The organism is Phaeobacter sp. PT47_59 (genome assembly GCF_028890025.1).
Taxonomy (GTDB): domain Bacteria; phylum Pseudomonadota; class Alphaproteobacteria; order Rhodobacterales; family Rhodobacteraceae; genus Phycobacter.
Genome location: NZ_JARCJL010000022.1, coordinates 20,352 through 43,232, shown reverse-complemented (window position 1 = coordinate 43,232; position 22,881 = coordinate 20,352). Strand labels below are relative to the sequence as shown.

At 63.2% G+C, this 22,881-nt stretch carries 15 protein-coding genes; 8 read left to right on the top strand and 7 right to left on the bottom strand.

Translation table 11 applies throughout. From position 1 onward, the window contains the following. Positions 1 to 4 precede the first annotated feature (4 nt). Positions 5 to 703 (bottom strand): response regulator transcription factor, encoded by a 699-nt coding sequence (locus PXK01_RS17055; RefSeq protein WP_274861031.1) that lies wholly within the window; start codon positions 701 to 703, stop codon positions 5 to 7. 203 nt (positions 704 to 906) lie between these two features. Between PXK01_RS17055 and PXK01_RS17050 the strand changes: the two genes are divergently transcribed. The 5 genes from PXK01_RS17050 (at position 907) to PXK01_RS17030 (ending at position 6,287) form a co-directional block, all read left to right on the top strand. Continuing rightward, on the top strand, positions 907 to 2,163 hold the full coding sequence (locus PXK01_RS17050) for an ABC transporter substrate-binding protein (protein WP_274861030.1): 1,257 nt from the start codon (positions 907 to 909) through the stop codon (positions 2,161 to 2,163). A 107-nt stretch (positions 2,164 to 2,270) separates the two neighbouring features. Then, a complete protein-coding gene (locus PXK01_RS17045; protein ID WP_274861057.1) occupies positions 2,271 to 3,143 on the top strand; it encodes a carbohydrate ABC transporter permease in 873 nt (290 codons plus the stop codon). Then, the gene (locus PXK01_RS17040; RefSeq protein WP_274861027.1) at positions 3,136 to 4,023 is read left to right on the top strand and encodes a carbohydrate ABC transporter permease; all 888 of its coding nucleotides are present in this window, start codon (positions 3,136 to 3,138) and stop codon (positions 4,021 to 4,023) included. Before PXK01_RS17045 ends, PXK01_RS17040 begins: the two co-directional genes overlap by 8 nt. 10 nt (positions 4,024 to 4,033) lie before the next feature. Next, a complete protein-coding gene (locus PXK01_RS17035; RefSeq protein ID WP_274861025.1) occupies positions 4,034 to 5,146 on the top strand; it encodes an ABC transporter ATP-binding protein in 1,113 nt (370 codons plus the stop codon). A 427-nt stretch (positions 5,147 to 5,573) separates the two neighbouring features. Beyond that, on the top strand, positions 5,574 to 6,287 hold the full coding sequence (locus tag PXK01_RS17030) for a trypsin-like serine peptidase (protein WP_446728404.1): 714 nt from the start codon (positions 5,574 to 5,576) through the stop codon (positions 6,285 to 6,287). A gap of 167 nt (positions 6,288 to 6,454) precedes the next feature. On the opposite strand, the gene PXK01_RS17025 is transcribed toward PXK01_RS17030, so the two are convergent. From PXK01_RS17025 to PXK01_RS17010, 4 genes are all read right to left on the bottom strand, one after another. Next, a complete protein-coding gene (locus tag PXK01_RS17025; RefSeq protein ID WP_274861023.1) occupies positions 6,455 to 7,627 on the bottom strand; it encodes an HlyD family type I secretion periplasmic adaptor subunit in 1,173 nt (390 codons plus the stop codon). Then, a complete protein-coding gene (locus tag PXK01_RS17020; protein ID WP_274861021.1) occupies positions 7,624 to 10,302 on the bottom strand; it encodes a type I secretion system permease/ATPase in 2,679 nt (892 codons plus the stop codon). The genes PXK01_RS17025 and PXK01_RS17020 overlap by 4 nt, the downstream gene beginning before the upstream one ends. Further along, on the bottom strand, positions 10,299 to 11,597 hold the full coding sequence (locus PXK01_RS17015) for a TolC family protein (RefSeq protein ID WP_274861019.1): 1,299 nt from the start codon (positions 11,595 to 11,597) through the stop codon (positions 10,299 to 10,301). Before PXK01_RS17015 ends, PXK01_RS17020 begins: the two co-directional genes overlap by 4 nt. 90 nt (positions 11,598 to 11,687) lie before the next feature. Beyond that, positions 11,688 to 16,247, bottom strand: a complete 4,560-nt coding sequence (locus PXK01_RS17010; protein WP_274861018.1) for an Ig-like domain-containing protein — start codon at positions 16,245 to 16,247, stop codon at positions 11,688 to 11,690. 317 nt (positions 16,248 to 16,564) lie between these two features. Between PXK01_RS17010 and PXK01_RS17005 the strand changes: the two genes are divergently transcribed. Next, positions 16,565 to 17,659 carry a M24 family metallopeptidase gene (locus PXK01_RS17005; RefSeq protein WP_274849643.1) on the top strand — a complete coding sequence of 365 codons (1,095 nt, stop codon included), beginning with the start codon at positions 16,565 to 16,567 and terminating at the stop codon, positions 17,657 to 17,659. Here PXK01_RS17005 and PXK01_RS17000 read toward each other — a convergent pair. Continuing rightward, complete coding sequence (locus PXK01_RS17000; RefSeq protein WP_274861016.1) at positions 17,656 to 18,324, bottom strand: GntR family transcriptional regulator; 669 nt, start codon at positions 18,322 to 18,324, stop codon at positions 17,656 to 17,658. The two genes, PXK01_RS17005 and PXK01_RS17000, sit on opposite strands and share 4 nt — an antisense overlap. A gap of 158 nt (positions 18,325 to 18,482) precedes the next feature. Beyond that, positions 18,483 to 19,598 carry an S-(hydroxymethyl)glutathione dehydrogenase/class III alcohol dehydrogenase gene (locus tag PXK01_RS16995; protein ID WP_274861014.1) on the bottom strand — a complete coding sequence of 372 codons (1,116 nt, stop codon included), beginning with the start codon at positions 19,596 to 19,598 and terminating at the stop codon, positions 18,483 to 18,485. A 330-nt stretch (positions 19,599 to 19,928) separates the two neighbouring features. On the opposite strand from PXK01_RS16995, the gene PXK01_RS16990 reads away from it, so the two are divergent. Then, entirely contained in the window at positions 19,929 to 22,439 is a 2,511-nt protein-coding gene (locus tag PXK01_RS16990; protein WP_274861013.1) for a heavy metal translocating P-type ATPase, read from the top strand. Beyond that, a complete protein-coding gene (gene cueR, locus PXK01_RS16985; RefSeq protein ID WP_274849646.1) occupies positions 22,436 to 22,861 on the top strand; it encodes a Cu(I)-responsive transcriptional regulator in 426 nt (141 codons plus the stop codon). The genes PXK01_RS16990 and cueR overlap by 4 nt, the downstream gene beginning before the upstream one ends. Positions 22,862 to 22,881: the final 20 nt, after the last annotated feature.

Below are 22,881 nucleotides of genomic sequence, written 5' to 3'. Positions count from 1 at the left end.
GCCGCTAGCCGTTGATCGGGGCGCAGAACTGGTAGCCCCGGTTGCGCACGGTCTTGATGAAATCCGCATCCCCATCGGCGGCGAAGAGTTTCTTGCGCAAGCGGCTGACCAGGATATCGACGCGTCGGTCCTCGGGGCCAAGCGTGACACCAAAGATGTCGCGACCGATCACCTCGCGCGACAGGGGCTCGGGCAGGGATGCGATCAGCGCTGTGATCAGCCGGTACTCGGTCGAGGACAGCGGCACCAGCATGCCTGCCGGGCTGTGCAGTTTCTGCCTGTTCAGATCCAGTCGCCAGCCCAGGAAGGCCACCGTGCCGCTCGTCGGCCTGGCCTTGGCCGGGGTGGTGCTGCGCCGCAAAAGGGCATTCATCCGCGCCAGCAGCTCGCGCGGGTTGAAGGGTTTTTCCAGGTAGTCATCGGCGCCCAGCTCCAGGCCAGTGATGCGCTCGGTGTCACCCTTGACCGCCGACAGGATGATGATGGGCACCTGGGAATCTTGGCGCAGCCAGCGGCACAGCGACAGCCCATCGTCGCCCGGCAGCATCACATCGACCACATAGATGTCAAAGGTCTCGGGGGGGATCTGCCGCGCGGTTTCGGCAGAGGCCGCCACCGTGCAGTCAAATCCGCTGCCTGACAGGTAGGTGGACAGGAGGTCGGAAATCTCGCTGTCATCTTCGACGATATGCACACGGGGCACGGGGCGGGGGTCCTTGGTCTGGTCAGTGCTGGCCTGGCTTGGCCAATGGAGTGGCGGTTCTGTATCAGAGTGTATCGCCCGGCGTCCGAGAGTGGCGTAGAACGCAACAAATCGCAACAAATTGAAGAGATCGGGCACACGCAAGTTCCGGTAGAGTGCTATCTCAGGTGCCTGAGGAGACAGGCATGATCTGGGAGGATATCATGAAGAGATTTGCAAAGGCGCTGCTCGGCGCCACGTCGATGCTGGCCGTCACCATTGCTGCCCCTGCGGTGGCAGAGCCCAAGGCCGAGGTGCTGCACTACTGGACCTCCGGCGGGGAGGCCAAGGCGGTGCAGGCCCTGCAGGAGGCTTTTAAGGCGCGCGGCGGTGAATGGGTCGATGCTCCGGTCGCCGGTGGCGGTGGCGATGCGCAGGCGGCGGTTCTGCGTGCCCGCGTGCTGGCGGGCGATCCCCCGGCTGCGGTGCAGATCAAGGGGCCGAACATCCAGGAATGGGCCGAGGCAGGCGCACTGGGCGACCTGAGCGATGTGGCCGCTGCGCAGAACTGGGACAAGGTGCTGCCCGAAACCATCCAGAATATCGTCAAACACGACGGTCACTACGTGGCGGTGCCGGTGAACGTGCACCGGGTCGATTGGATCTGGGCCAACCCTGCGGTTCTGGCCAAGGTCGGTGCGGATGTCCCCAAGACCTGGGATGAATTCAACGCCACCGCCGAGAAACTGAAGGCGGCGGGCATCATCCCGCTCGCGCATGGCGGCCAGCCCTGGCAGGATGCAACCGTGTTTGAAACCGTGGTTCTGGGCGTCGGCGGCATCGACTTCTACCAAAAGGCGCTGGTCGATCTCGACATGGACGCGCTGGGGTCCGACACGATGGTCAAGGTCTTTGACCAGATGCGCAAGATGCGCGGATATGTGGATCCCGATTTCCCGGGCCGCGACTGGAACCTTGCCACCGCCATGGTGATGCGCGGCGAGGCGGCGATGCAGATCATGGGCGACTGGGCCAAGGGCGAATTCGCCGCTGCGGGTCTTGAGCCGGGCAAGGATTACGTCTGTGCCTCCACGCCCTCGGATGGCGGCTATATCCTCAATTCGGACAGCTTTGCCATGTTCAACGTCAAGGGGGACGACAACGTGCAGGGGCAGGCGTTGCTGGCGGAGCTGATCCTCGGCACCGAGTTCCAGGAGACCTTCAACCTGTTCAAGGGCTCGATCCCGGCGCGCACCGATGTTCCGCGCGGCGATTTTGACGCCTGCGCGATCAAATCGATGGACGACATGGTTTCGGCGGCCGAAGGTGGAACGCTGATGGGGTCGATGGCGCATGAGATCGCCCAGGCCGGTGCGGTGCGCGGCGCCTTCATCGATGTGGTGACCGCACATTTCAACTCGGACATGTCCTCCACCGAGGCGACCGAGAAGCTGGTCAAGGCGATCAAGCTGGCAATGTAAGCCTATCCGTGGCTTCCTAACGGCGTGGCCCCTGCAAAAGGGGGCCGCGCAAATCCACTTATCGCACCGAAAGCAGACCCGCCGTGTCCCGCCCTCCTGTCACCCTGATGGACCGTCTGGCCCGCCTGCTGCCGCAGATCGTGGTGGCGCCGGGCTTTACCGCCATCCTGTTCTTCGTCTACGGTTTCATCCTTTGGACCGGCTATATGTCGCTGACCAAGTCGAAGATGCTGCCGAACTATACCCTCACCGGATTTCGCCAGTATGAGCGCCTGTTCCAGATGGACCGCTGGTCGGTGGCGATCGACAACCTGTTCATATTCGGGGTGTTGTTCATCGCGGTGGCCATCGTGATTGGCTGCCTGCTGGCGGTGCTCCTGGATCAGAAGATCCGCGCCGAAGGCTTCATCCGCACCATCTACCTTTACCCGATGGCGATCTCCTTCATCATCACCGGCACTGCCTGGAAATGGATCATGAATCCCTCGCTGGGGTTGGAAACCGTGGTGCGCAGCTGGGGCTGGGAGACATTCCGCTTTGGCTGGACCGTGGATGAGAACCTTGCCGTCTATGCGCTGGTGATGGCCGCCGTCTGGCAAAGCGCAGGCTTCGTGATGGCGCTGTTCCTGTCGGCCCTGCGCAGCGTCGATCAGGATATCATCAAGGCGGCCAGCCTGGATGGCGCCTCCCCCTGGCAGATCTACCTGCGCATCATCCTGCCCTCGATGCGCCCCGTCTTCATGAGCGCGGTGGTGATCCTGGCGCACCTGGCGATCAAGAGCTTCGATCTGGTGGTGGCGCTGACCGGGGGCGGGCCCGGCTATGCCTCAACCCTGCCGGCCAATTTCATGTATGAGATGACCTTCCGCCGCAACGAGATCGGCGTCGGCGCGGCCTCGGCCATGGTGATGTTGGCGACGGTGGCTGCGATCATGGTGCCCTATCTCTATTCCGAGCTGAGAGGCAAGAAACATGTCTGATAGCTTGCACATCTCCGGCGCACGGCCCGGCAGCCAGATTTTCCTGCGTCTGCTCCTGTGGGCCGTTCTGATCCTCTTTGCCCTGTGGTTCCTTTTGCCCGCCTATGTGGTGGTGGGCACCTCGATGAAGGATCTGGAGGAAATCCGCGGCGGATCCCTTCTGGCGCTGCCGCACGAGCTGAACTTTGCCGCCTGGCGTCATGCCTGGAGCGAGGCCTGTATCGGGGTCGAATGCACGGGATTGGAGCCCTACTTCTGGAACTCGGTGCGCATGGCCCTGCCTGGGGTGGTGATCTCGACCATGCTTGGGGCGCTGACCGGTTTTGCCCTGACGAAATTCCGTTTCCGTGGCGCCAACCTGGTGTTTGCGCTGATCCTGTTCGGGTGCTTCGTGCCCTTCCAGGTGGTGATCCTGCCGATGGCGCAGACCTTGGGGAAACTCGGCATAACCAATACCGTCTACGGTCTGATCCTGGTGCACTCGGTCTATGGGCTGGCCTTCACCACGCTGTTTTTCCGCAATTATTACGTCACCATCCCGGATGAGCTGGTGCGCGCGGCCACCATCGATGGGGCAGGGTTCTTCACCATCTTCTGGCGGATCATCCTGCCGCTGTCGCCGCCGATCATCGTGGTGTCCGTCATCTGGCAGTTCACCCAGATCTGGAACGACTTCCTGTTCGGCGCCAGCTTTACCACCGGCGGTGCGCAGCCCGTCACCGTGGCACTCAATAACCTGGTGAACACCACCACCGGGGTCAAACAATACAATGTGGACATGGCGGCGGCACTGATCACCGCGGCGCCCACGCTTTTCGTTTATATCGTCGCGGGCCGCTATTTCGTGCGCGGGCTTACCGCCGGCTCGGTCAAAGGATGAGGACAGGCAGATGGCTTCTCTGACAATCAACAATGCCGTGAAACGCTATGGCCAGGTCGAGGTGCTGAAGGGCGTGTCGATCGACCTTCGAGATGGCGAGTTCCTGGTGCTCTTGGGTGCCTCTGGCTGCGGAAAATCCACACTGCTGAACATGATCGCAGGGCTGGAGAGCGTCACCGAGGGCGAAATCAGTATCGGCGGGCGTGTGGTCAATGACGTCCATCCCAAGGACCGCGATATCGCCATGGTGTTCCAGTCCTACGCGCTATACCCGACCATGACGGTGGCGCAGAACATTGCCTTTGGTCTTGAAATGCGCGGCATGCCCAAGGCCGAGCGCCAGCAGCGGGTGCTTGAGGTCGCCAAACTGCTGCAGATGGATCACCTGTTGGATCGCAAGCCCAGCCAGTTGTCGGGTGGGCAGCGTCAGCGGGTGGCCATGGGGCGCGCCCTGGTGCGCGATCCCGAGGTGTTCCTGTTCGACGAGCCGCTCAGCAATCTGGACGCCAAGCTACGCCTTGAGATGCGCACCGAAATCAAGCGCCTGCACAAGCGCCTGAATGCCACCATGGTCTATGTGACCCATGACCAGATCGAGGCGCTGACCCTGGCGGATCGCATTGCCATTCTCAAGGATGGCGAGGTGCAGCAGCTGGCCTCTCCGGCGGAAATCTACGAGCAGCCTGCCAATATGTTCGTGGCTGGTCTGGTGGGCTCACCGCCGATGAACTTCATCGACATCGTGCCGCAGCATTCGGATCAGGGGGTGGTGGCGGAAATCATCGTCCGGGCCGATGGGCAAGAGCATCCGCTGCTGCTGGACCTCAGCGCCCATGCCGCACGTCTGGAGACGCGCATGGGGCAAAAGCTGGTCCTTGGCCTGCGGCCGGAGATGATCACCCAAGGGTCGGATGGATCCGGGCAGGTGGTTGCGGCAGAGATCGATGTGACGGAGGCCACCGGGGCCGATACGCTCTGCGTTCTGACCTGGAATGGCAAGGAGGTGCTGGCACGGGGCACCTCTGGCTATGCCCGCCTGTTGGAAGGCACCATGGAGTTCTGCATCGATCTGGATCGGGCGGTGCTGTTTGACGGGCAAAGCGGTGTGCGGCTGGGGGCGTGATGCCCCCTGATTGGAGTGGCGCCGACGCGTTAACGAAATGCGGCCTTCGCGTGGCGGTGAACCGGGGCTACGGGTGCCGATTCCATCGCCTCCGAGGGCAAAGATTCGCCATATTCGCCCCTCTCAGCCGCCGATTCCGGAGCGTATTGCGCGCTTCAGCAGGAAAATCGGCAAGAAACGCCGCTCAGATTTCGCGATTTCCATCATGTTTTTCGGGCATTTGGTTAAAATTTACGGACAATCGAAAAGCTTTGTTAGGCATTTCCTAAGGTTTTGTTCATTGTAGAGGGGGAATAACCGGGGGGTTAATAGATTGTTTACTGCGTCATATTCTGTCCATCATTTCGTCCGTTCCCGGCTGCATTGAGCCGCATTCCAGCCGCAGCTCTCAACCAGAGTGTAAGAGTGGAAAGTGGAGTGGACTATGATGAGACTAAAAGCTGCAGCCGCGGCGGTGTGCCTGTCACTAGGCCTGCCCGGCGGCGCGAAGGCGGATGAGAGCCGCCAAAGCGTCAGTACAATGCCGGGGTGGGAGGCCGTGGGCCGCCTGAACATTGCCGGGCGCAATATGTGTACGGGATCCTTGATTGCGCAGAACCTGGTTCTGACCGCGGCCCATTGCCTGTTTGATCCGGCTACCGGGCGCCGGGTGGATCCCGGCCAGATCAAATTCGAGGCCGGTTTGAACGGTCAGGCCGTCAAGGCCTCGCGCAGGGTTGCCAAGGCGGTTCTGCATCCCGGTTACCGTTTCGGCAATGGTGGGATCGCTCAGATCGGCACCGACATCGCGGTCCTGCGTCTGGATAGCCCGATCAACAGCCGGGACATCCGGCCGCTTCGTCTGGCCTGGCATGCCGACCGCGGGGACACCGTTGGCGTTCTGTCCTATTCGCATAGCCATGCGACCCGGCCCAGCCTGCAGCGTGGCTGTCAGGTGCTGGCAAAGCAGAACCAGACCCTGGTGACCTCTTGCCGTGTGGATTTCGGCGCCTCCGGGTCGCCGGTGATCGAAGTCACCGCAGGCCATGCACCGCGCCTTGTGTCGGTGATCTCGTCCAAGGCGGCGATCGGTTCGCGCCGCGTCTCGCTGGGGACGGTTCTGGATGGAACCCTTCGTGCGCTGATGCAGCGCGCAGGCTGACGACTGTCAGATCAAACGTGCGAAAAGAAGTTTCGCGCAGACCTGCCTTTGGCTCGGCTCTGGGCAAGTACAATAAGACAGGCACCTAGACGGGATGACGTCTTGGATGCGGGCCTAAAACGGGCCGAAACACCCCCCGAAAATCTGACCTTTGAAAGATCGCTCCCCTAGGGTTCGCGGAAGGCTTCGCGCGACTTGTAGAGCGGCTTCAGCAGGTAGTTCAGGACGGTCTTTGAACCGGTCTGCAATTCTGCCGTGGCGCGCATGCCGGGTCGGATCTCGATCGCCTGTTGCCGCTCGGTAAAGCCCGAGCGATCGACGCGCACCGTGACGCGGTAGAAGGGTTCCACGCGCGGGTTGCGCTCGTCTTCAAAGGTATCGGCCGAGACAAAGTCTACCTTGCCCTTCAAGGCGCCGTAGATGGTGTAGTCATAGGCCGAAAGTTTGATCGTTGCATCCTGGCCGGGCTCGACGCTGGCGATGTCCTTGGGGTTCACACGGGCCTCGACGAACAGCTCTTCGCCCAGGGGGATGATTTCGAAGATCTCTTCGCCCGGGCGCACAACGCCGCCGATGGTGGTCACGGCCAGGCTGTTGACGATGCCGCTCATCGGGGCGGTGATCACGGTGCGGTTCAGCTGGTCCGTGGCCAGGCGCAGCTCCTGACGGAGGGAGGCCAGTTCTCGCAGCGCCTTTGAATACTCCTCTGCCAGGTCCAGTTCGTTCTGGGTGCCAAGCTCGGTGTATTTGGCCGAGGCATCGGTGGCCGCCTTCTGCGCCTTGTTGACCTCGGTCAAGGCCACGATATTGGTCTTATAAAGCCGCTGCAGGTTCTCCAGCTCGTCATTGAGCTGGGTCATGATGGTATGGGCACTGTCGCGGCGGCTGTTGAAATCGGTCTGGCGCGCCTTCAACAGCGCCCGTTCCGAGGCGAGGATCTCGCCAGAGCGTTCGGCGAGCGGGGCAGGGACCTCGAAGTCGAAGGCGCCGCCCATTTCCGCCTCAAGCCGGTATTGCTTGATTTCCAGCGCGTCGATCTGTTCCTGCAACTCGTCCGATGCGGCGCGGAATTTGGTATCCTGCAACCGGCCCAGGACCTGCCCGGCCTGTACGGTGTCGCCTTGCCGCACGAAGAGTTCCGCCAGGATGCCGCCCTCAAGGTTCTGCACGATCTGCGCGCGGGAGGAGGAGACTACCTCGCCTTCGCCGCGCACGATCTCATCGACCGAGGCAAAGGCGGCCCAGGTCAGGAAAATCACCACGGCGGCGGCCACAAGGTAGATGATCCGCCCCGATCCGCGGGTGTTCTCGGTGAAGTCGAAATCGGTGATCGCGGTCATTTCTTCTCTCCTGCCGCAAGATGGGCCAGAACCTGATCGCGCGGCCCATCCACCACCATGCGGCCCGCCTGCAGGATCAGGGTGCGGTTGGTGAGCGACAGGATCGGCATGCGGTGGGTGGCGATGACCGCGGTACGGCCCGCCAGCCAGCTTTCCAGACGGCTGACCATGGTGCGCTCCAGCGTCTGGTCCAGCGCAGCCGTGGGTTCATCCAGCAGCACGATCGAAGGGTTCTGCAGCCACAGCCGTGCCCAGCCGATGGACTGGCGTTGGCCGATCGACAGCCCGCTGCCGCTATCGGCGATCTGCAGATCAAGACCCTTGTGGTGGCCGCGCACAAAGGCGCCGAGGCCTGCGAATTCCAGCGCCTCCATCAGGCGGCTGTCGTCGCGCTCCAGCTGGCCTAGGTTCAGGTTGTCGCGCAGGGTGCCCGTCATCAGGCGCACGTCCTGGCTGAGGTAGCCGATATGGCGGCGCAGGTCGCGCGGATCAATTTGTGAAATGTCGGTGCCATCCAGCATGACGCGGCCCTTTTCCGGCGCGTAAAGACCGGAGAGCAGTTTCAGCAGCGTCGATTTGCCAGAGCCGTTGACGCCCAGCACCGCGACCTTCTGGCCGGGCAGGATGGCGACGGCGGGCACGTCCAGCGTCGGGGCGGCATCCGCATCGTAGCGGAACACCACTTCGCGCAGGTCGAACCGCCCGCTCAGGCTGTCACGGCGCAGATAGCTGCGGGTCTCGTCCTTGTCCTGCGGGGCGGCGGCGATGGCGTCCAGCGCTTCCAGGGCCGCCTTGACGTTGCTCCAGCGGGCCAGGGTGCCTGCGAATTGCGTCAGCGGCGCCAGGGTGCGGCTGGTCAGGATACCGGTGGCGATAATGGTGCCGACGGTGAATTCACCGGCAAAGACCATCAACGTGCCCAGCACCACGGCGCAGATATAGGTTGCCTGCTGCACTCCTTGTGACCAGTAGGTGAGCGCGCTCGACAGGCGGCGCTGCTCGGTCGAGGAATGGGAGGACAGAATGTTCAGCTCGTCCCAGAGCCGCATCACCCGATCCTCGCCGCGCTGGGTCTTCACCGTGTCCAGCTCGCTCAGGGTTTCATGCAGCAGGTGGCCTGCCTTGGCATTGGCACCCTGCGTCTGACGGGTGAGGGAGATCATGCGTTTCTGCAGGAAATAGGCGGGCAGCAGCATCAGCACGCCGCCTGCGACCAGAACCCAGACGATCGGCCCGGCGATGGAATAGACCAGGATCAGGAAGACGGCGATGAAGGGGATATCGGCCAGCGTCGACAGGGTGGAGGAGGTGAAGAACTCGCGCACCGAGCCAAAATCGCGCATTGCCGCAAACAGCCCCGAGGGCGGCATCGGCTTTTGATCCGAGCGCATGCCGATGAGGCGGCGCATCAGATTGTGCTGCACGGTCAGTTCGACCTGGCGCCCGGCGCTGTCCGTGAGCCGCGCGCGGGCCATTTTCAGGCAGGCCTCCAGCGTGATGGCCAGGAAGGCGCCAATGGCCAGAACCCAGAGCGTGGCATGGGATTGATGCGGCACCACCCGGTCATAGACCTGCAGCGAAAACAGCGCCACAGAGACCGCCAGCACGTTGGCCACCAGCGAGCCGAGCATGATTTCCCCGACCTGACGGCGGAATTTCGGAAACTCGCCCCAGAACCAATGGGATTTGTCCAGTTGCGGCGTGTGGCGCTGGGCCATCTGCGACAGGGCGGGGCGTGCGCCGAGGCTGAGACCGGTGAAATAGGGCTGGAACTCTGCCAGCGGTACTTCGGCGCGGTTGTCAGGGCAGGTGGTGTCGTAGATGAACAGCACATCATCGCTCTGTTCCAGCACCAGTACGCATTGACCGCCCTGCATCATGGCAAGGGCTGGCCAGACCTCGGGGGTGATCGCCTTCACCTTCTGCAACCGGGCCTTCAACCCGGTGGACTGCAGCGCCTTCTTCAGGGCCTTGGGAGCGGTGTCCCCTTTGGCGGTCTTCCACAGGAAGGCCGCGATATCGCTGGCTTGCGTCTGCGTGCCCTTCAGGGCGGCAAGGGTTGCAATCAGGTCGGCGCGGTGCTGGACACGCTCCTCAGTGGCCCGGGTCACGTCCGGGCCAGCCTCTGCCGTGTTGGCTTCCTCCGCCTGCTCCGCGGCAGGTGCGTGGTTTTCAACCTCCGCTTCAGGCTGCAGGATCTGTGCCTCGTCCTGCAGGATGTCAGCGGTCTCTGCCTTTGGTTCGAGGCTGGGGGCCGCCTGGGGGGCGACCTGCGGTTCGGGCCTCGGTTCGAGCCGGGGTTTGGGCAGGCTGCCGGTCTGCGAAAAGGTTGCAATCTCCACCACGGGCGCGGCCTCGGCCTCGGGCGTATCCTCACGGGGGTGCACGGCTGCAGGCGCGGGCGTCACCTCGGGCGTGGTGAGCATCAGCGGTTCTGACCGGTCGTTGCCGGTGTCTTGCTGCCGGTGCGGAGCGGGGATGAAGGTGGCCACATCCGGTGTGGTTTTGGGCGCGGCATCTGCCCGGGGAATGAACGGCATCGGCTCAAATGGAACCGGGGTGGGCGGTGTCACATCATCAAGACCGGGCGCAGGGGCCACCGGCACGGCCTTGGCGACAGGCGCATCCTCAGCGGCCTTGCGGGGTTTGCGGAATTTTCCGGGGAACCTGATCATATCTTATTCCCATCTGCCAACAGGCCCATATCCCGCGACAGCTCCAGCTGGATCAGGATGACCTCGTATTTTGCGTCAATATGTGCCTGTTCGCGGCGGATCAGTTCCTCGTAGATGGAGACCACCTCCATCACCGGGCGCTGACCGGCCTCGTATTGCGATTTGAACAGCTTGTAGGTTTCGCGGCTGGCCCGGGCGAGCGAGGCGGTTTCGCTTTCCTGGCGGATGTAGGAGGCCAGGCGCTGCATCTGGCGCGCGTAGGTGCGGCGGGAGTCTTCTTCGGCCTCACCGATGGTGCGGCGGGCGGCTTCCTTGCTGGCCTCCAGCGCCTGCAGGGCGGCCGGGGTGCCCAGACCCAAGGGCGTGGCCAGATCGACGGTCAGCCCGGCACCGGAGCCATCGGAGGTGACATTGCCTGCAGCAGCCACCTGCGGCAGCAGACCCGCGCGCCCGGCCTTGGCTTCGGCAATGGTGCGCTCGGCTTCGGCCTGCGCCTTCATCACGTCCAGAAAGGCGGTTTGCTGCGGAGGGGTGCCAAGATCCAGACGCTGGGGTTTGTCCGGGAACCGTTGCCCGGTCATCGCCTGCAATTCGGCCCGCGCGGTAGAGGCGGAATCCGCAGCCGTCGCCTTGGCCGTGCGCAGGCCGGAGATCTTGCTGTCCACCACATTGAGGTCGGATTGGTCGTTCAATCCCCCCTCGACACGGCCGCTGACGATGCGACGGAATTCGCTCATCTGGTGGATGGCACGGCCGAGATAGGCGGCCTTTTCATCGCCGCGCAGGCCCGCGGAATAGAGCGCCACCGCGGTTTCCACCCGTGTGTTCATGTCGATGGAGAGGTTCACGGCGGCAACCTCCACATCGGCGGCGGCGAATTCGCGTTCGGCCTTGCGGCGGCCATTGTCAAACAGGATCTGTTCGATCAGCAGCCCGGCCACCAGATCGCCAAGATCGGTCAGGCTCACCGAAGGGCCAATGGTGGGCAGCCAGTTTTTCGATTTTGCTTCCGCGCGCAGCTTGGCACTGATCAGCTCGGCTTCGGAGGCGCGGGAGGACGCGGTGATCGCGGCTTCTCCGACCTGGCGGTAGATGCTGCCCTCTTCCAGCAGGGAGCGGCGCTGCATCAGCGACGATATGATCTCGGAAGAGGCTTCGCCCTCGGCTTGCTGGAAACTGCTGGCGGTGCGGGACACCGATCCGTCGCTGTTTTTCACCAGGAAGGGGGATTGCTCGGCGCAGGCCGACAGGCTGCACAACAGCGCAATCACTCCAGCGGATCGTCCCAACAGCATCCTGCCCTCACCCTTCTACTCGTACGCCGCTTTTCGGCTTATTGTTTTTGGTCCGGCAGCCAGTCCTGACCGCCTGCCGGACACTTAAAGTCAGATAAGAACGTTGATGTCCTGATCCACCAGCAGCGTGGTGCCATCGTTGCCGATGGTGTAGACGTTGTAGGCCTGCCCATCCACGGATTGGGTGCCTGCCGCCGCCGCCCCGGCCACGGTCAGGGTATCGCCCGAACCGCCATGCACCGTCAGCGTGTTGGAGTTGCCGGACAATGCCTTGATGTCGGATTCGGTCAGGCTGAGCGACACATCAGAGGCGTAGCCCAGGTGCAGATCGTCGATGTTGAACTGCGACAGGCCCGCATGATCCATCGTGCCGCTGTTGGTGGCGTTGTCTTCCAGCACCACCAATGTGCTGGAGGCATTGCCTGCGGTATCCTCGCTGGTGATCACCAGATGGGTTCCATCCGGGACCGGCGTGGAGAAGGTGAACTCGGTGCCGAACACCGGATCCTGAGTGATGGTGGCGGTCGGAACCGTTACGCTGCCGTCACTTTCCAGGGCGCTCACGGTGTAGCTGTCGGTCACGCCTTCGGTGCTGATCCGGCGCACATCTCCGCTGGAGAAGGTGACAGAGTCCACATCCGGAGTGGTGTAGATGGTGTCGACCGCGAAGCTTTCGGTCAGGGATTGCGTATTGCCCGCTGCATCGGTCGCGGTGATCGTGGCCGTCGCCGAGTAATCCCCCAGGGGGATGTCGGCGGCGTCAAAATCGGCACTCCAGTTGCCCGAGCCATCGACAGTGGCGGTGCGGGTGACACCGCCAATTGTGACCTCGACCGTGGAGCCGGTTTCAACGGTGCCGGTCAGGGTGACGCCCGCATTGCGCTCGGCAAGGTTGACCACGTCGTCCGCGGTTTGATCCGCAACCACCGTGAAGGGGGCGATTTCGGTATCAATGGCCAGGGTGTGGGAGGTGGTCGCGGTGTTGCCCGCCGCATCGGTCGCCAGCACGGAAATCGCCGCATCATAGGTGCCGGTCGGGATGTCCGAGGCGGCAAAGCTTGCGGTCCAATTGCCGAAGTTGTCGACCACGGCGTTATGGGTCACGCTGCCCATCTGGACCTGTACGGCAGAGCCGGGTTCGACCGTGCCGGTCAGGGTGACACCATTGCTGTGTTCCACCGCGTTGACGATATTGTCGCCTTCGATGCCGGTGGTGTTCATCGTCAGAGGATCGACAAGCGTATCCAGGGCCACGCTGTCCGAGACACTGGCGGTATTGCCGGCGGAATCGACGATGGAGGCCGTGATCGGCAGCTGGGCTTCGCCCGTGGGAACCTGCGCGGGCAGGAAGGTTGTGCTCCAGTTGCCGTTTATATCCGCGACCACCTGGTTCGTCGCCGCGCCAAGCCCCACCGTTACGGTCAGGCCGGGGGTTGCGGTGCCGCTGATTTCAACACCGTTGGCGCGTTCCGTGGCGTTGATGATATCGTCCAGTTCGACCGGGTCGGGCGACAGGGTCACGGTGCCCGCCACGGTATCGACACGCAACGCCGCAGAGGCCGCAGCCGTATTGCCCGCGGCATCGGTGGAATTCACCGTGATCGCGGTGTTGTATTCACCGGGGGCGATGGCGCCTGCTTCGAACGTGGCGCTCCAGTTGCCATTTGCATCCACGGTGGCCTGACGCGTGACGCCTGCCAGGGTCACATCGACGGTGGCGCCGGGTTCGGCAACGCCGGACAGGGTCAGGCCTGCCTGCGCTTCGGCCTGGTTGACGGTATTGTCGCCACCGGCAGATCCTGCATCAAGCGTCACCGAAGTTTGCGTATCGATGCCCACGGTCGTGCTGGTGGATGCGGTATTGCCGCTGGAGTCGGTCGCGGTGACCGATACGGTTGCGTCATATTCGCCATCGGCAATGTCCGAGGCGGCATAGGCCGCACTCCAAGTGCCGGAGCTATCAGCGGTGACCGTCCGGGTGATGCCCTGGAAGGTGACCTCGACGGTGGCGCCCGGATCCGCGAGACCGGTCAGCGTCACCCCGCCTGCCTGTTCGGCATTGTTGATCACGTCGTCACCGGCAATCGGCGAGTCGATGGTGACGCGGGTTTCCGTGTCGATATGCACCGTATGCGATGCGGTGGCGCTGTTGCCCGCTGCATCGGTGGAGGTCACCTCAATGGTGCTGTCATAGATGCCGCTGGCGATCTCGCTGGCGTCATAGGCCATGGACCAGGTGCCGTCGGAGGCCACCGTGGTGGTGCGGGTTGTGCCTTGGAATTCAACGGAAATCGTGGCGCCAGCCTCACCCGTGCCGGTCAGCGTGATGCCGTTGGAGGCTTCGATGAAGTTGATGTCGTTGTCGCCGCCCGCAAAACCAGTATCAAGCGTCACCGCGTTTTCCGTGTCGATATGCACGGTGCTGCTTGTGGTTTCGGTATTGCCGCTGGAGTCGGTCGCGGTGACCGATACGGTTGCGTCATATTCGCCATCGGCAATGTCCGAGGCGGCATAGGCCGCACTCCAAGTGCCGGAGCTATCAGCGGTGACCGTCCGGGTGATGCCCTGGAAGGTGACCTCGACGGTGGCGCCCGGATCCGCGAGACCGGTCAGCGTCACCCCGCCTGCCTGTTCGGCATTGTTGATCACGTCGTCACCGGCAATCGGCGAGTCGATGGTGACGCGGGTTTCCGTGTCGATATGCACCGTATGCGATGCGGTGGCGCTGTTGCCCGCTGCATCGGTGGAGGTCACCTCAATGGTGCTGTCATAGATGCCGCTGGCGATCTCGCTGGCGTCATAGGCCATGGACCAGGTGCCGTCGGAGGCCACCGTGGTGGTGCGGGTTGTGCCTTGGAATTCAACGGAAATCGTGGCGCCAGCCTCACCCGTGCCGGTCAGCGTGATGCCGTTGGAGGCTTCGATGAAGTTGATGTCGTTGTCGCCGCCCGCAAAACCAGTATCAAGCGTCACCGCGTTTTCCGTGTCGATATGCACGGTGCTGCTTGTGGTTTCGGTATTGCCGCTGGTGTCGGTCGCGGTGACCGATACGGTTGCGTCATATTCGCCATCGGCGATTTCCGAGGCGGCATAGGCTGCACTCCAATTGCCGGAGCTATCAGCGGTGACCGTCCGGGTGATGCCCTGGAAGGTGACCTCGACGGTTGCGCCCGGATCGGCGAGACCGGTCAGCGTCACCCCGCCTGCCTGTTCAGTGGCGTTGATCACATTGTCACCGGCCACCGGCGTGTCGATGATGACACGGGTTTCGGTGTCGATATGCACCGTATGCGTCTCGGTGGAGCTATTGCCCGCCGCATCGGTGGAGGTCACCTCAATGGTGCTGTCGTAGACACCCTCCGCAATTGCGTTGGTGCCGTATCGCACCGACCAGGTGCCGTCCGAACCGACCGTGGTGGTTCTGGTCGCACCTTGGAATTCAACGGAAATCGTGGCGCCAGCCTCGCCGGTGCCGGTCAAGATGACACCGTCAGAGGCCTCTATGAAGTTGATGCTGTTGTCACCCTCGACGGTATCGATGCCAATCGGAGGCGCAACGGTATCGACCACCAGCACATCGTGATAGGTGTTGCGGTTGCCAAACTCGTCGGTCGTCCGGATCCGGACCGAAGTTTCATATTCCCCGGTCGGGATGTCGGCAGGGTCAAAGGTGACGGACCAGGTGCCGTCATCGTTCACGGTGGTCCGTTCGGTCACCCCATTGATCCGCACATTCAGGCTCGCACCGGGCTCGCCGGTGCCGGAGATCACAGGGCCATCGGCCTGGATGACGGCGTTGACGATATCGCCGGTGGACTGGGTGCCGCTGGTCACCTCGGCTTCGGGCGGGGTGGTGTCGATGACCACTGTAGGCCCGTCCAGATCAAAGTCATTGCCGTCGGGATCGGTGACTTCAACCGTGGTGTCGTAGTTTCCATCCGGCGGGAGATCTTCGATGGCAATCGTTGCGGTCCATGTCCCATCGTCGCCGATAATGACGGTTTCGGTGTGATCGCCGATCAGAACGCGGACTTCGGACCCGGGGGTGCCGGTCCCGGTGATGACCACCGGATCGGTGGAGGAGCCAGCGATAGGATAAGACGCATCCGGGTCATCCACCGTCGGCTGGATGGCGGGCGGCGTGTTGGAGGTTGGTGTGCCGTCATCATTGACCAGAACGGCAGTGCCGACGACACCTGCGGCTACACCGGCCGTGCCCAGCCCGCCCAAGAGGGGCGCGGCGATCGGCGCGATCACCGGCTCAATGCGATCCACATCCAGGAAAACAAGATCGTCGTATGCGCTCCATTTTCCGCTCAGATCCAGCGTTTCGTAGCTGGCGAACAGCATGCCGTCGGGTTTGTCCTCAAGAACCACCTCGACGAACTGCCCGTCCGTGCTGAGGAACAGGTTCTTGCCGCCGGTGCCCGAAAAGCTGAAGTAGTTGTCGAGAACGAGCGTTTCGCCATTGGCCAGCACGATATGGAGATCGGCGCCACGGCGGGCAAAACTCTCGATTTCGGATCGCCCAAGATTGAGGGAAATGTCCTTGGCACGGCTGACATCAAGCTGCGCGGGATTGCCTTCAGGAAACACGCCCTGCAGCGTGGTTCCCGTCATGTCACGGGAAATATATCCAACAGTACTCATTTTCTGCTCGCCTATATGCCCGGCAAACGCTGACTAAGCGATCACCTGGACTATTGCCTGTATGTTTTGCCCAATTGCCGTCTTTGCGGCATAATTTTGGACATGATGCGACTATTTTTAGTCTTCTGTCTAGAGTTGGAATAGCACGGCAAGCGCTGAAACGGGGAGATTTGTGCCCGTTTGGCCGCAGAAATTAAAATTTTAGGGAAATTTGTAGCGTTTTTGCGCCAGTTCTTAGCGAAAGGTTAACGTGGGGCTGCGGCGCCGCGCCGCGGAAGAGCTGCGCTCGTGGTGCAGCGTGAAGGAGAAGATGCCCGATGTCGGATGGGTTGAATGACTATCGCCAGCTTGCAATTGGCTTGAACGTGGATGCGCTGGCGCTGGTGCCGGGGCCGAATTTCACCCGGGCGCTGGGGCAGGGGTTCATGAGCCATGAACGCCCCTTTGTTCTGGTGATCCCCGCCGAGGCGCCGCCGGTGGCGATTGTTCCGAACCTGGAACTGGGCTCCTGGGAGCAGGTGGGCTTTGCCGGTGCTGTCTTTGATTGGCGCGATCAGGACGGGTACGCGGCGGCCTTTGCCGCGCTGGCATCGCATCTGCCAATGCAGCGCCTGGCTGTCGAAGGGCAGGTCATGCGGGTTTTCGTGCATCACGCGCTGAAACAGGCGATGCCGGATCTGGAGATCCTGGACGCAGAGCGCGAGATTTCCGGTCTGCGGATGATCAAGACAGCGGCGGATATCGCGGCACTTGAGGCGGCTATCACCCTGTCGGAGCGTGCCCTGGCGCATGTGCTGGACGGGGTGCGTGTCGGGCAGAGTGAAAAGGAGGTCGAGGCCGCCCTGATCCAGGCCTTGTTTGCACAAGGGGCCGATGATCTGGCTTTCTCGCCCATTGTGGCTGCCGGGGACAATTCTGCGCGGCCCCATGCCCATGCGCGCGCGGGCTACCGCATTCAGCCGGGCGACGCGCTGCTGTTCGATTTTGGCGCGCGCAAAGACGGGTTCTGCGCCGATATCACCCGCACAGTCTTTGTCGGCGACGTCAGCGAGGAGGGCCGTGCGGTCTATGACACTGTCCTGCGCGCCAATCTGGCCGGGCTCGAGGTCACCCGCGCCGGGGTGACGGCCCATCAGATCGACGATGTGGTGACGGGGGTGCTGGAGGCGTCCCCCTATGCCGACCGGATCCGCACCAAGACAGGGCACGGGCTGGGCCGCGATGTGCATGAGGCGCCCTATATCATGCGGGGCAATCACCAGGTGCTGCCTGCAGGCACGGTCTACACCAACGAGCCGGGACTCTACGCCCCGGGCAAGTTCGGGGTTCGGATCGAAGACGACGTGCTGATCACCGAAGAGGGCTGCCGGAGCCTGACCACCTTTCCAAAAGAGCTGATGATCGTCGGCTAGGTCCGGGTGGAAGATCGCAGCTGTTCTTGGAGGGACGCCTTGGCGTCCTGAATATGCGCCTGGGTCAGGCGGGCGGCCTCCTCGGCGTCGCCCGCCACGCAGGCGGCTAGGATCGCGCGGTGCTCCTCGGTGCTGCGGTTCACGCCGCCGCTCAAGACCAGCTGCGCCCGCAGGTATCGGTCGATCCGGTCGATGGCGTTCTCGATCACCTGGATGTGGTAGGGCATCCCGCTGGCACTATAGAGTACTCCATGGAACTTGCGGTTGAGCTCGCCCCAGAGCATGGGATCGTCGGTGGCCGCAAAGCGGTCCAGATAGTCCTGTGCCTGATCAAAGATATCGGAGGTCATCTTGGGCACGGCCGCCCGGATCACATCCGATTCCAATCGGGTCCGGAGGTCGAAGACTTCGCCAGCCTCCTGCATCGACAGGGTCGCAACCACGGCGCCCTTGTAGCGCTGGGCCTTGACCAGACCCTGCTGTTCCAGCCGGTTCAGCGCCTCGCGCACCGGAAAACGGGAGGTGTTGAAGGCCTTGGCGATTTCCTCCTGCCGCAGCGGCGCGCCATCGCGCAGCTCGCCTTCGATGATGGCCTTGCGCAGGGCCTCGACGATGACGGTCGCGGCACTTTCGCGGTTGGAGATATCGGGGACCTGAAGTTGCAAGCTTCTGCCTTTCGCACCAAGGGGAACCGGCTTTCCTATATATATCTATAGTGAGGAGGGCAAAGAGGCGATGCAGGAATTGGCCACTGAATGAATATGCGCCGCAGGCTTTGGACCTGCGGCGCTGTGCTTGTTGCAGTCTGGGGTCAAAACTGACCTTAGAATTCCACCACGGCTCGGATCGACTTGCCCTCGTGCATCAGATCGAAACCCTCGTTGATCTGATCAAGCGTCAGCTTGTGGGTGATCATCGGATCAATCTCGATCTTGCCGTCCATGTACCAGTCCACGATCTTGGGCACATCGGTCCGGCCCGAGGCGCCGCCGAAGGCAGTGCCGCGCCAGCTGCGCCCGGTGACCAGCTGGAAGGGGCGGGTGGAGATTTCGGCCCCGGCGGGTGCCACGCCGATGATGATGCTTTCACCCCAGCCCTTGTGCGCGGCTTCCAGCGCGGTGCGCATCACCTGCACATTGCCGGTGGCGTCAAAGGTGTAATCGGCGCCGCCGCCGGTCAGTTCGACCAGATGCGCCACCAGATCGCCGTCGACCTCGGCGGGGTTCACGAAGTCGGTCATGCCGAAATGCTTGGCCATCTCGACCTTGCCGGGGTTGAGGTCCACGCCGACGATCTGATCGGCGCCTGCAAGCTTCAGCCCCTGGATCACATTGAGGCCGATACCGCCGAGACCGAAGACGATGGCGGTGGAGCCGATTTCGACCTTGGCGGTGTTGATCACCGCGCCGATGCCGGTGGTGACGCCGCAGCCGATATAGCAGATCTTGTCAAAGGGCGCGTCCTTGCGGACCTTGGCCAGCGCGATTTCCGGCACAACGGTGTGGTTGGCGAAGGTGGAGCAGCCCATGTAGTGATGGATCGGGGTGCCATCCAGCATCGAGAACCGCGTGGTGCCATCGGGCAGAAGGCCCTGGCCTTGCGTCGCGCGGATCGACTGGCAGAGGTTGGTCTTGGGGTTGAGGCAGTATTCGCATTCACGGCACTCGGGCGTGTAAAGCGGGATCACGTGATCGCCCACTTCCAGGCTGGTGACGCCTTCGCCGACCTCGATCACCACGCCGGCGCCCTCGTGACCCAGGATCGCCGGGAAGATGCCTTCGGGATCGTCGCCCGAGCGGGTGAATTCATCGGTGTGGCACAGGCCGGTTGCCTTGATTTCCACCAGGACTTCGCCTGCCTTGGGGCCTTCGAGGTTCACCTCCATGATTTCAAGCGGTTTGCCGGGGGCTAGGGCAACGGCGGCGCGGGTGCGGATCATCTGTGGTTTCCTTCGCTTCTGTCTGCTGGCCCTGTGACGGCCAGTTGCGTGGCAGGATTTAAAATGTGCTGCCTGTTTTTTTCATTGCGGACCAGTCGGCCCGGCTTGTGCCAGCGTGGCATGGGCCACTGCGGGGCGCAAGCATCCCTCGCAACTCTATTCCGGTCTGATGGCAGGCTGCGGTTCAATTCCGGCTGAAACGGGTCTGTCTCCGCCATCAAAGGGGGGCGAAAAGGGGGAATGAAAAAATGTTACCGGCCTGCCCTTGACCTTCCCTTGACTGGAAGGTCCATATCCAGCGTCACTGGAGAAATAACCCACGAGTCTCAAATGGCACATGACACGGAAATCGCGCTTCAGATCACTGGCTTGAACTGCGCCGGATGCGCGGGCCGGGCCGAGCGGGCCCTGGCGGGCGTTGCAGGGGTCACATCCGCATCGGTCAACCTGGCGACGGCCAAGGGCCAGGTCAGCGCGTCGTCGGATCTACCGCTGTCGGATCTGACCGAGGCCTTGGTGCGCGCCGGTTATCCGGCGGCGCAAAGCACGGTCACCTTGCAGATCGAAGGGCTGAGCTGCGCCTCCTGCGTGGGACGGGTCGAAGCGGCTCTGAGGGCCGTGCCCGGGGTTCTGGCCGCGGATGTGAACCTCGCGGCAGAGCGGGCCGAGGTCACCTATCTGACCGGCGCCACCCGCGGTGCCGATCTGGCCCGTGCCGCGACGGCAGCGGGCTATCCGGCGCGGTTGCGCGGCCAGGGCATGGACGAGGCCGCAGAGGACAGCCAACGCAAGGCGGATGAGATCCGCAGCCTGGGCCGCGAGGTTCTGATCGCCGCCGCCCTGGCACTGCCGGTCTTCGTGATCGAAATGGGCGGCCACATGATCCCAGGGGTGCACCTGTGGGTGATGGATGTGATCGGTCACCAGCAAAGCTATTACCTGCAATTCCTGCTGACCACGCTGGTTCTGATCGGCCCCGGTCTGCAGTTTTACCGCAAGGGGTTTCCGGCCTTGCTGCGCGGGGCGCCCGACATGAATTCTCTGGTCGCGCTGGGCACAGCGGCGGCCTATGTGTTCTCGGTGATCTCGACCTTCCTGCCGCAGATTTTGCCCCAAGGCACGGCCAACGTCTATTACGAGGCGGCTGCGGTGATCGTGGTGCTGATCCTGACGGGCCGCTATCTGGAGGCCCGCGCCAAGGGACGTACCGGGGCGGCGATCAAGGCGCTGATCGGGTTGCAGCCGAAGACTGCCCTTGTGGTCAGTGGCGGCGAGGCGGTGGAAACCGCGGTGGATGACATCGCGCCGGGCGACCTTATCCGTCTGCGCCCCGGTGAGCGGGTCGCGGTGGATGGCGAGGTGGTCTCGGGCACGTCCTATCTTGATGAAAGCATGATCACCGGAGAACCCGTCCCGGTGCAGAAATCCAGCGGTGATCCGGTGACGGCGGGCACGATCAATGGCAATGGCCCGCTTGAGTTCCGCGCCACCAAGGTCGGCGGCGAGACGGTCCTGGCGCAGATCATCCGCATGGTGGAACAGGCCCAGGGCGCCAAGCTGCCGGTGCAGGGCATGGTCGATCGCATCACGCTGTGGTTCGTCCCGGCAGTGATGGCTGTGGCGGCGCTGACGGTGCTGGTCTGGGCCGTCTTCGGCCCGTCGCCTGCCTTGCCCTTTGCGCTGGTGGCGGGGGTTTCCGTCCTGATCATCGCCTGCCCCTGCGCCATGGGTCTGGCGACGCCCACCTCGATCATGGTGGGCATCGGCCGCGCCGCGCAGATGGGTATTCTGTTCCGCAAGGGCGATGCGCTGCAGCGGCTGGAAGAGGTGCGCGTGGTTGCCTTGGATAAGACCGGCACCCTGACCGAAGGCCGCCCGGCCTTGCGCGATGTGATCTGCGCAGACGGGGTTACCCGCGAAGAGGTGCTGCGGCTTGTGGCGGCGGCCGAAGCCTCTTCCGAGCACCCCATCGCCCGCGCATTGGTTGCGGCTGCGGGCAAGGGCATTCCCGAGGCTGAAAGCGTCGAGGCCATTCCGGGTTTTGGTCTCAAAGCCCGGGTCGAGGGGCGTGAGGTGCTGATCGGTGCCGCCCGCCTGATGCAGCGAGAAGGCGTCGAGATCACCGCTCTGGACGGGCAGGCCAAGGCACTGGCCGCACGCGGCGAGACCGTGTTCTTTGCCGCGCTGGACGGCCAGGCCGCAGCGTTGATCTCGGTCGCGGATCCGGTGAAAGAGGGCAGCGCCGAGGCGATCCGTGCGCTGCATGCCGAAGGTCTGAAGGTCGCCATGATCAGTGGCGATGGCGCGGCGACGGCACATGCGGTGGCCGCCGATCTCGGCATCGACCTGGTGGTGGCCGACTGCCTGCCGGGGGACAAGGTCGCCGCCCTGGAGAAGCTGCGCGCAGATCATGGCGCGCTGGCCTTTGTCGGCGACGGCATCAACGATGCGCCTGCGCTGGCGGCGGCGGATGTGGGGCTGGCGATTGGCACCGGCACCGATGTGGCGATCGAGGCAGCGGATGTGGTGCTGGTCTCGGGCGATCTGCGCGGCGTGGTGAATGCGCTGACCGCAAGCCGCGCCACCCTGCGCAATATCCGTCAGAACCTGTTCTGGGCCTTCGGATATAACGTGCTGTTGGTTCCGGTGGCGGCGGGCGTGCTTTATCCCTTTGGCGGGCCGATGCTGTCGCCGGTGCTGGCGGCGGGGGCGATGGCCTGCTCCAGCGTCTTCGTGCTCAGCAATGCGCTGCGTCTTTACGGGTTGAAGCCGGCCATGGGCAAAGCCACAGCCGTTGCCGGTGCTGCAGGTCCGGTTGGTGGCAAGGAGGTGACCGCATGAACATCGGTGATGTGGCGAGGCGTTCCGGCCTGCCTGCCAAGACCATCCGCTACTACGAGGATATCGGTCTCATCAAACCTCATCGCAGCGCCAATGGCTATCGCTGCTTTGAGGAGGCGGACCTGCACAAGCTGGCCTTCCTGGGTCGGGCCCGCGCCCTGGGGTTCAGCATCGAGGACTGTCGCCTGCTGATGGCGCTCTATGAAGATGAAAGCCGCGCCAGCGCCGATGTGAAGCAGCTGGCGCAGGAGCACCTTGGCAAGATTGAGGCCAAGATTGCCGACCTTCAGGCGATGCGCGATACGCTGACCGAGCTGGTCCAGTGCTGCGCCGGGGACAACCGACCGGACTGCCCGATCCTGAAGGATCTGTCCGGTGAGCTGTGCGGGGGTGCCGGGGCGCAGGGCAGGGAGGGGGAATAGCCCCGCCCGTGACTCGTTTG

What these genes read in the sequence shown, in the direction of transcription:
- PXK01_RS17050 (WP_274861030.1), top strand. Translation starts at nt 907, where the DNA reads ATGAAGAGATTTGCAAAGGCGCTGCTCGGCGCCACGTCGATGCTGGCC.
- PXK01_RS17045 (WP_274861057.1), top strand. Translation starts at nt 2,271, where the DNA reads ATGGACCGTCTGGCCCGCCTGCTGCCGCAGATCGTGGTGGCGCCGGGC.
- PXK01_RS17040 (WP_274861027.1), top strand. Translation starts at nt 3,136, where the DNA reads ATGTCTGATAGCTTGCACATCTCCGGCGCACGGCCCGGCAGCCAGATT.
- PXK01_RS17035 (WP_274861025.1), top strand. Translation starts at nt 4,034, where the DNA reads ATGGCTTCTCTGACAATCAACAATGCCGTGAAACGCTATGGCCAGGTC.
- PXK01_RS17030 (WP_446728404.1), top strand. Translation starts at nt 5,574, where the DNA reads ATGAGACTAAAAGCTGCAGCCGCGGCGGTGTGCCTGTCACTAGGCCTG.
- PXK01_RS17025 (WP_274861023.1), bottom strand. Translation starts at nt 7,627, where the DNA reads ATGACCGCGATCACCGATTTCGACTTCACCGAGAACACCCGCGGATCG.
- PXK01_RS17020 (WP_274861021.1), bottom strand. Translation starts at nt 10,302, where the DNA reads ATGATCAGGTTCCCCGGAAAATTCCGCAAACCCCGCAAGGCCGCTGAG.
- PXK01_RS17015 (WP_274861019.1), bottom strand. Translation starts at nt 11,597, where the DNA reads ATGCTGTTGGGACGATCCGCTGGAGTGATTGCGCTGTTGTGCAGCCTG.
- PXK01_RS17010 (WP_274861018.1), bottom strand. Translation starts at nt 16,247, where the DNA reads ATGAGTACTGTTGGATATATTTCCCGTGACATGACGGGAACCACGCTG.
- PXK01_RS17005 (WP_274849643.1), top strand. Translation starts at nt 16,565, where the DNA reads ATGTCGGATGGGTTGAATGACTATCGCCAGCTTGCAATTGGCTTGAAC.
- PXK01_RS16995 (WP_274861014.1), bottom strand. Translation starts at nt 19,598, where the DNA reads ATGATCCGCACCCGCGCCGCCGTTGCCCTAGCCCCCGGCAAACCGCTT.
- PXK01_RS16990 (WP_274861013.1), top strand. Translation starts at nt 19,929, where the DNA reads ATGGCACATGACACGGAAATCGCGCTTCAGATCACTGGCTTGAACTGC.
- cueR (WP_274849646.1), top strand. Translation starts at nt 22,436, where the DNA reads ATGAACATCGGTGATGTGGCGAGGCGTTCCGGCCTGCCTGCCAAGACC.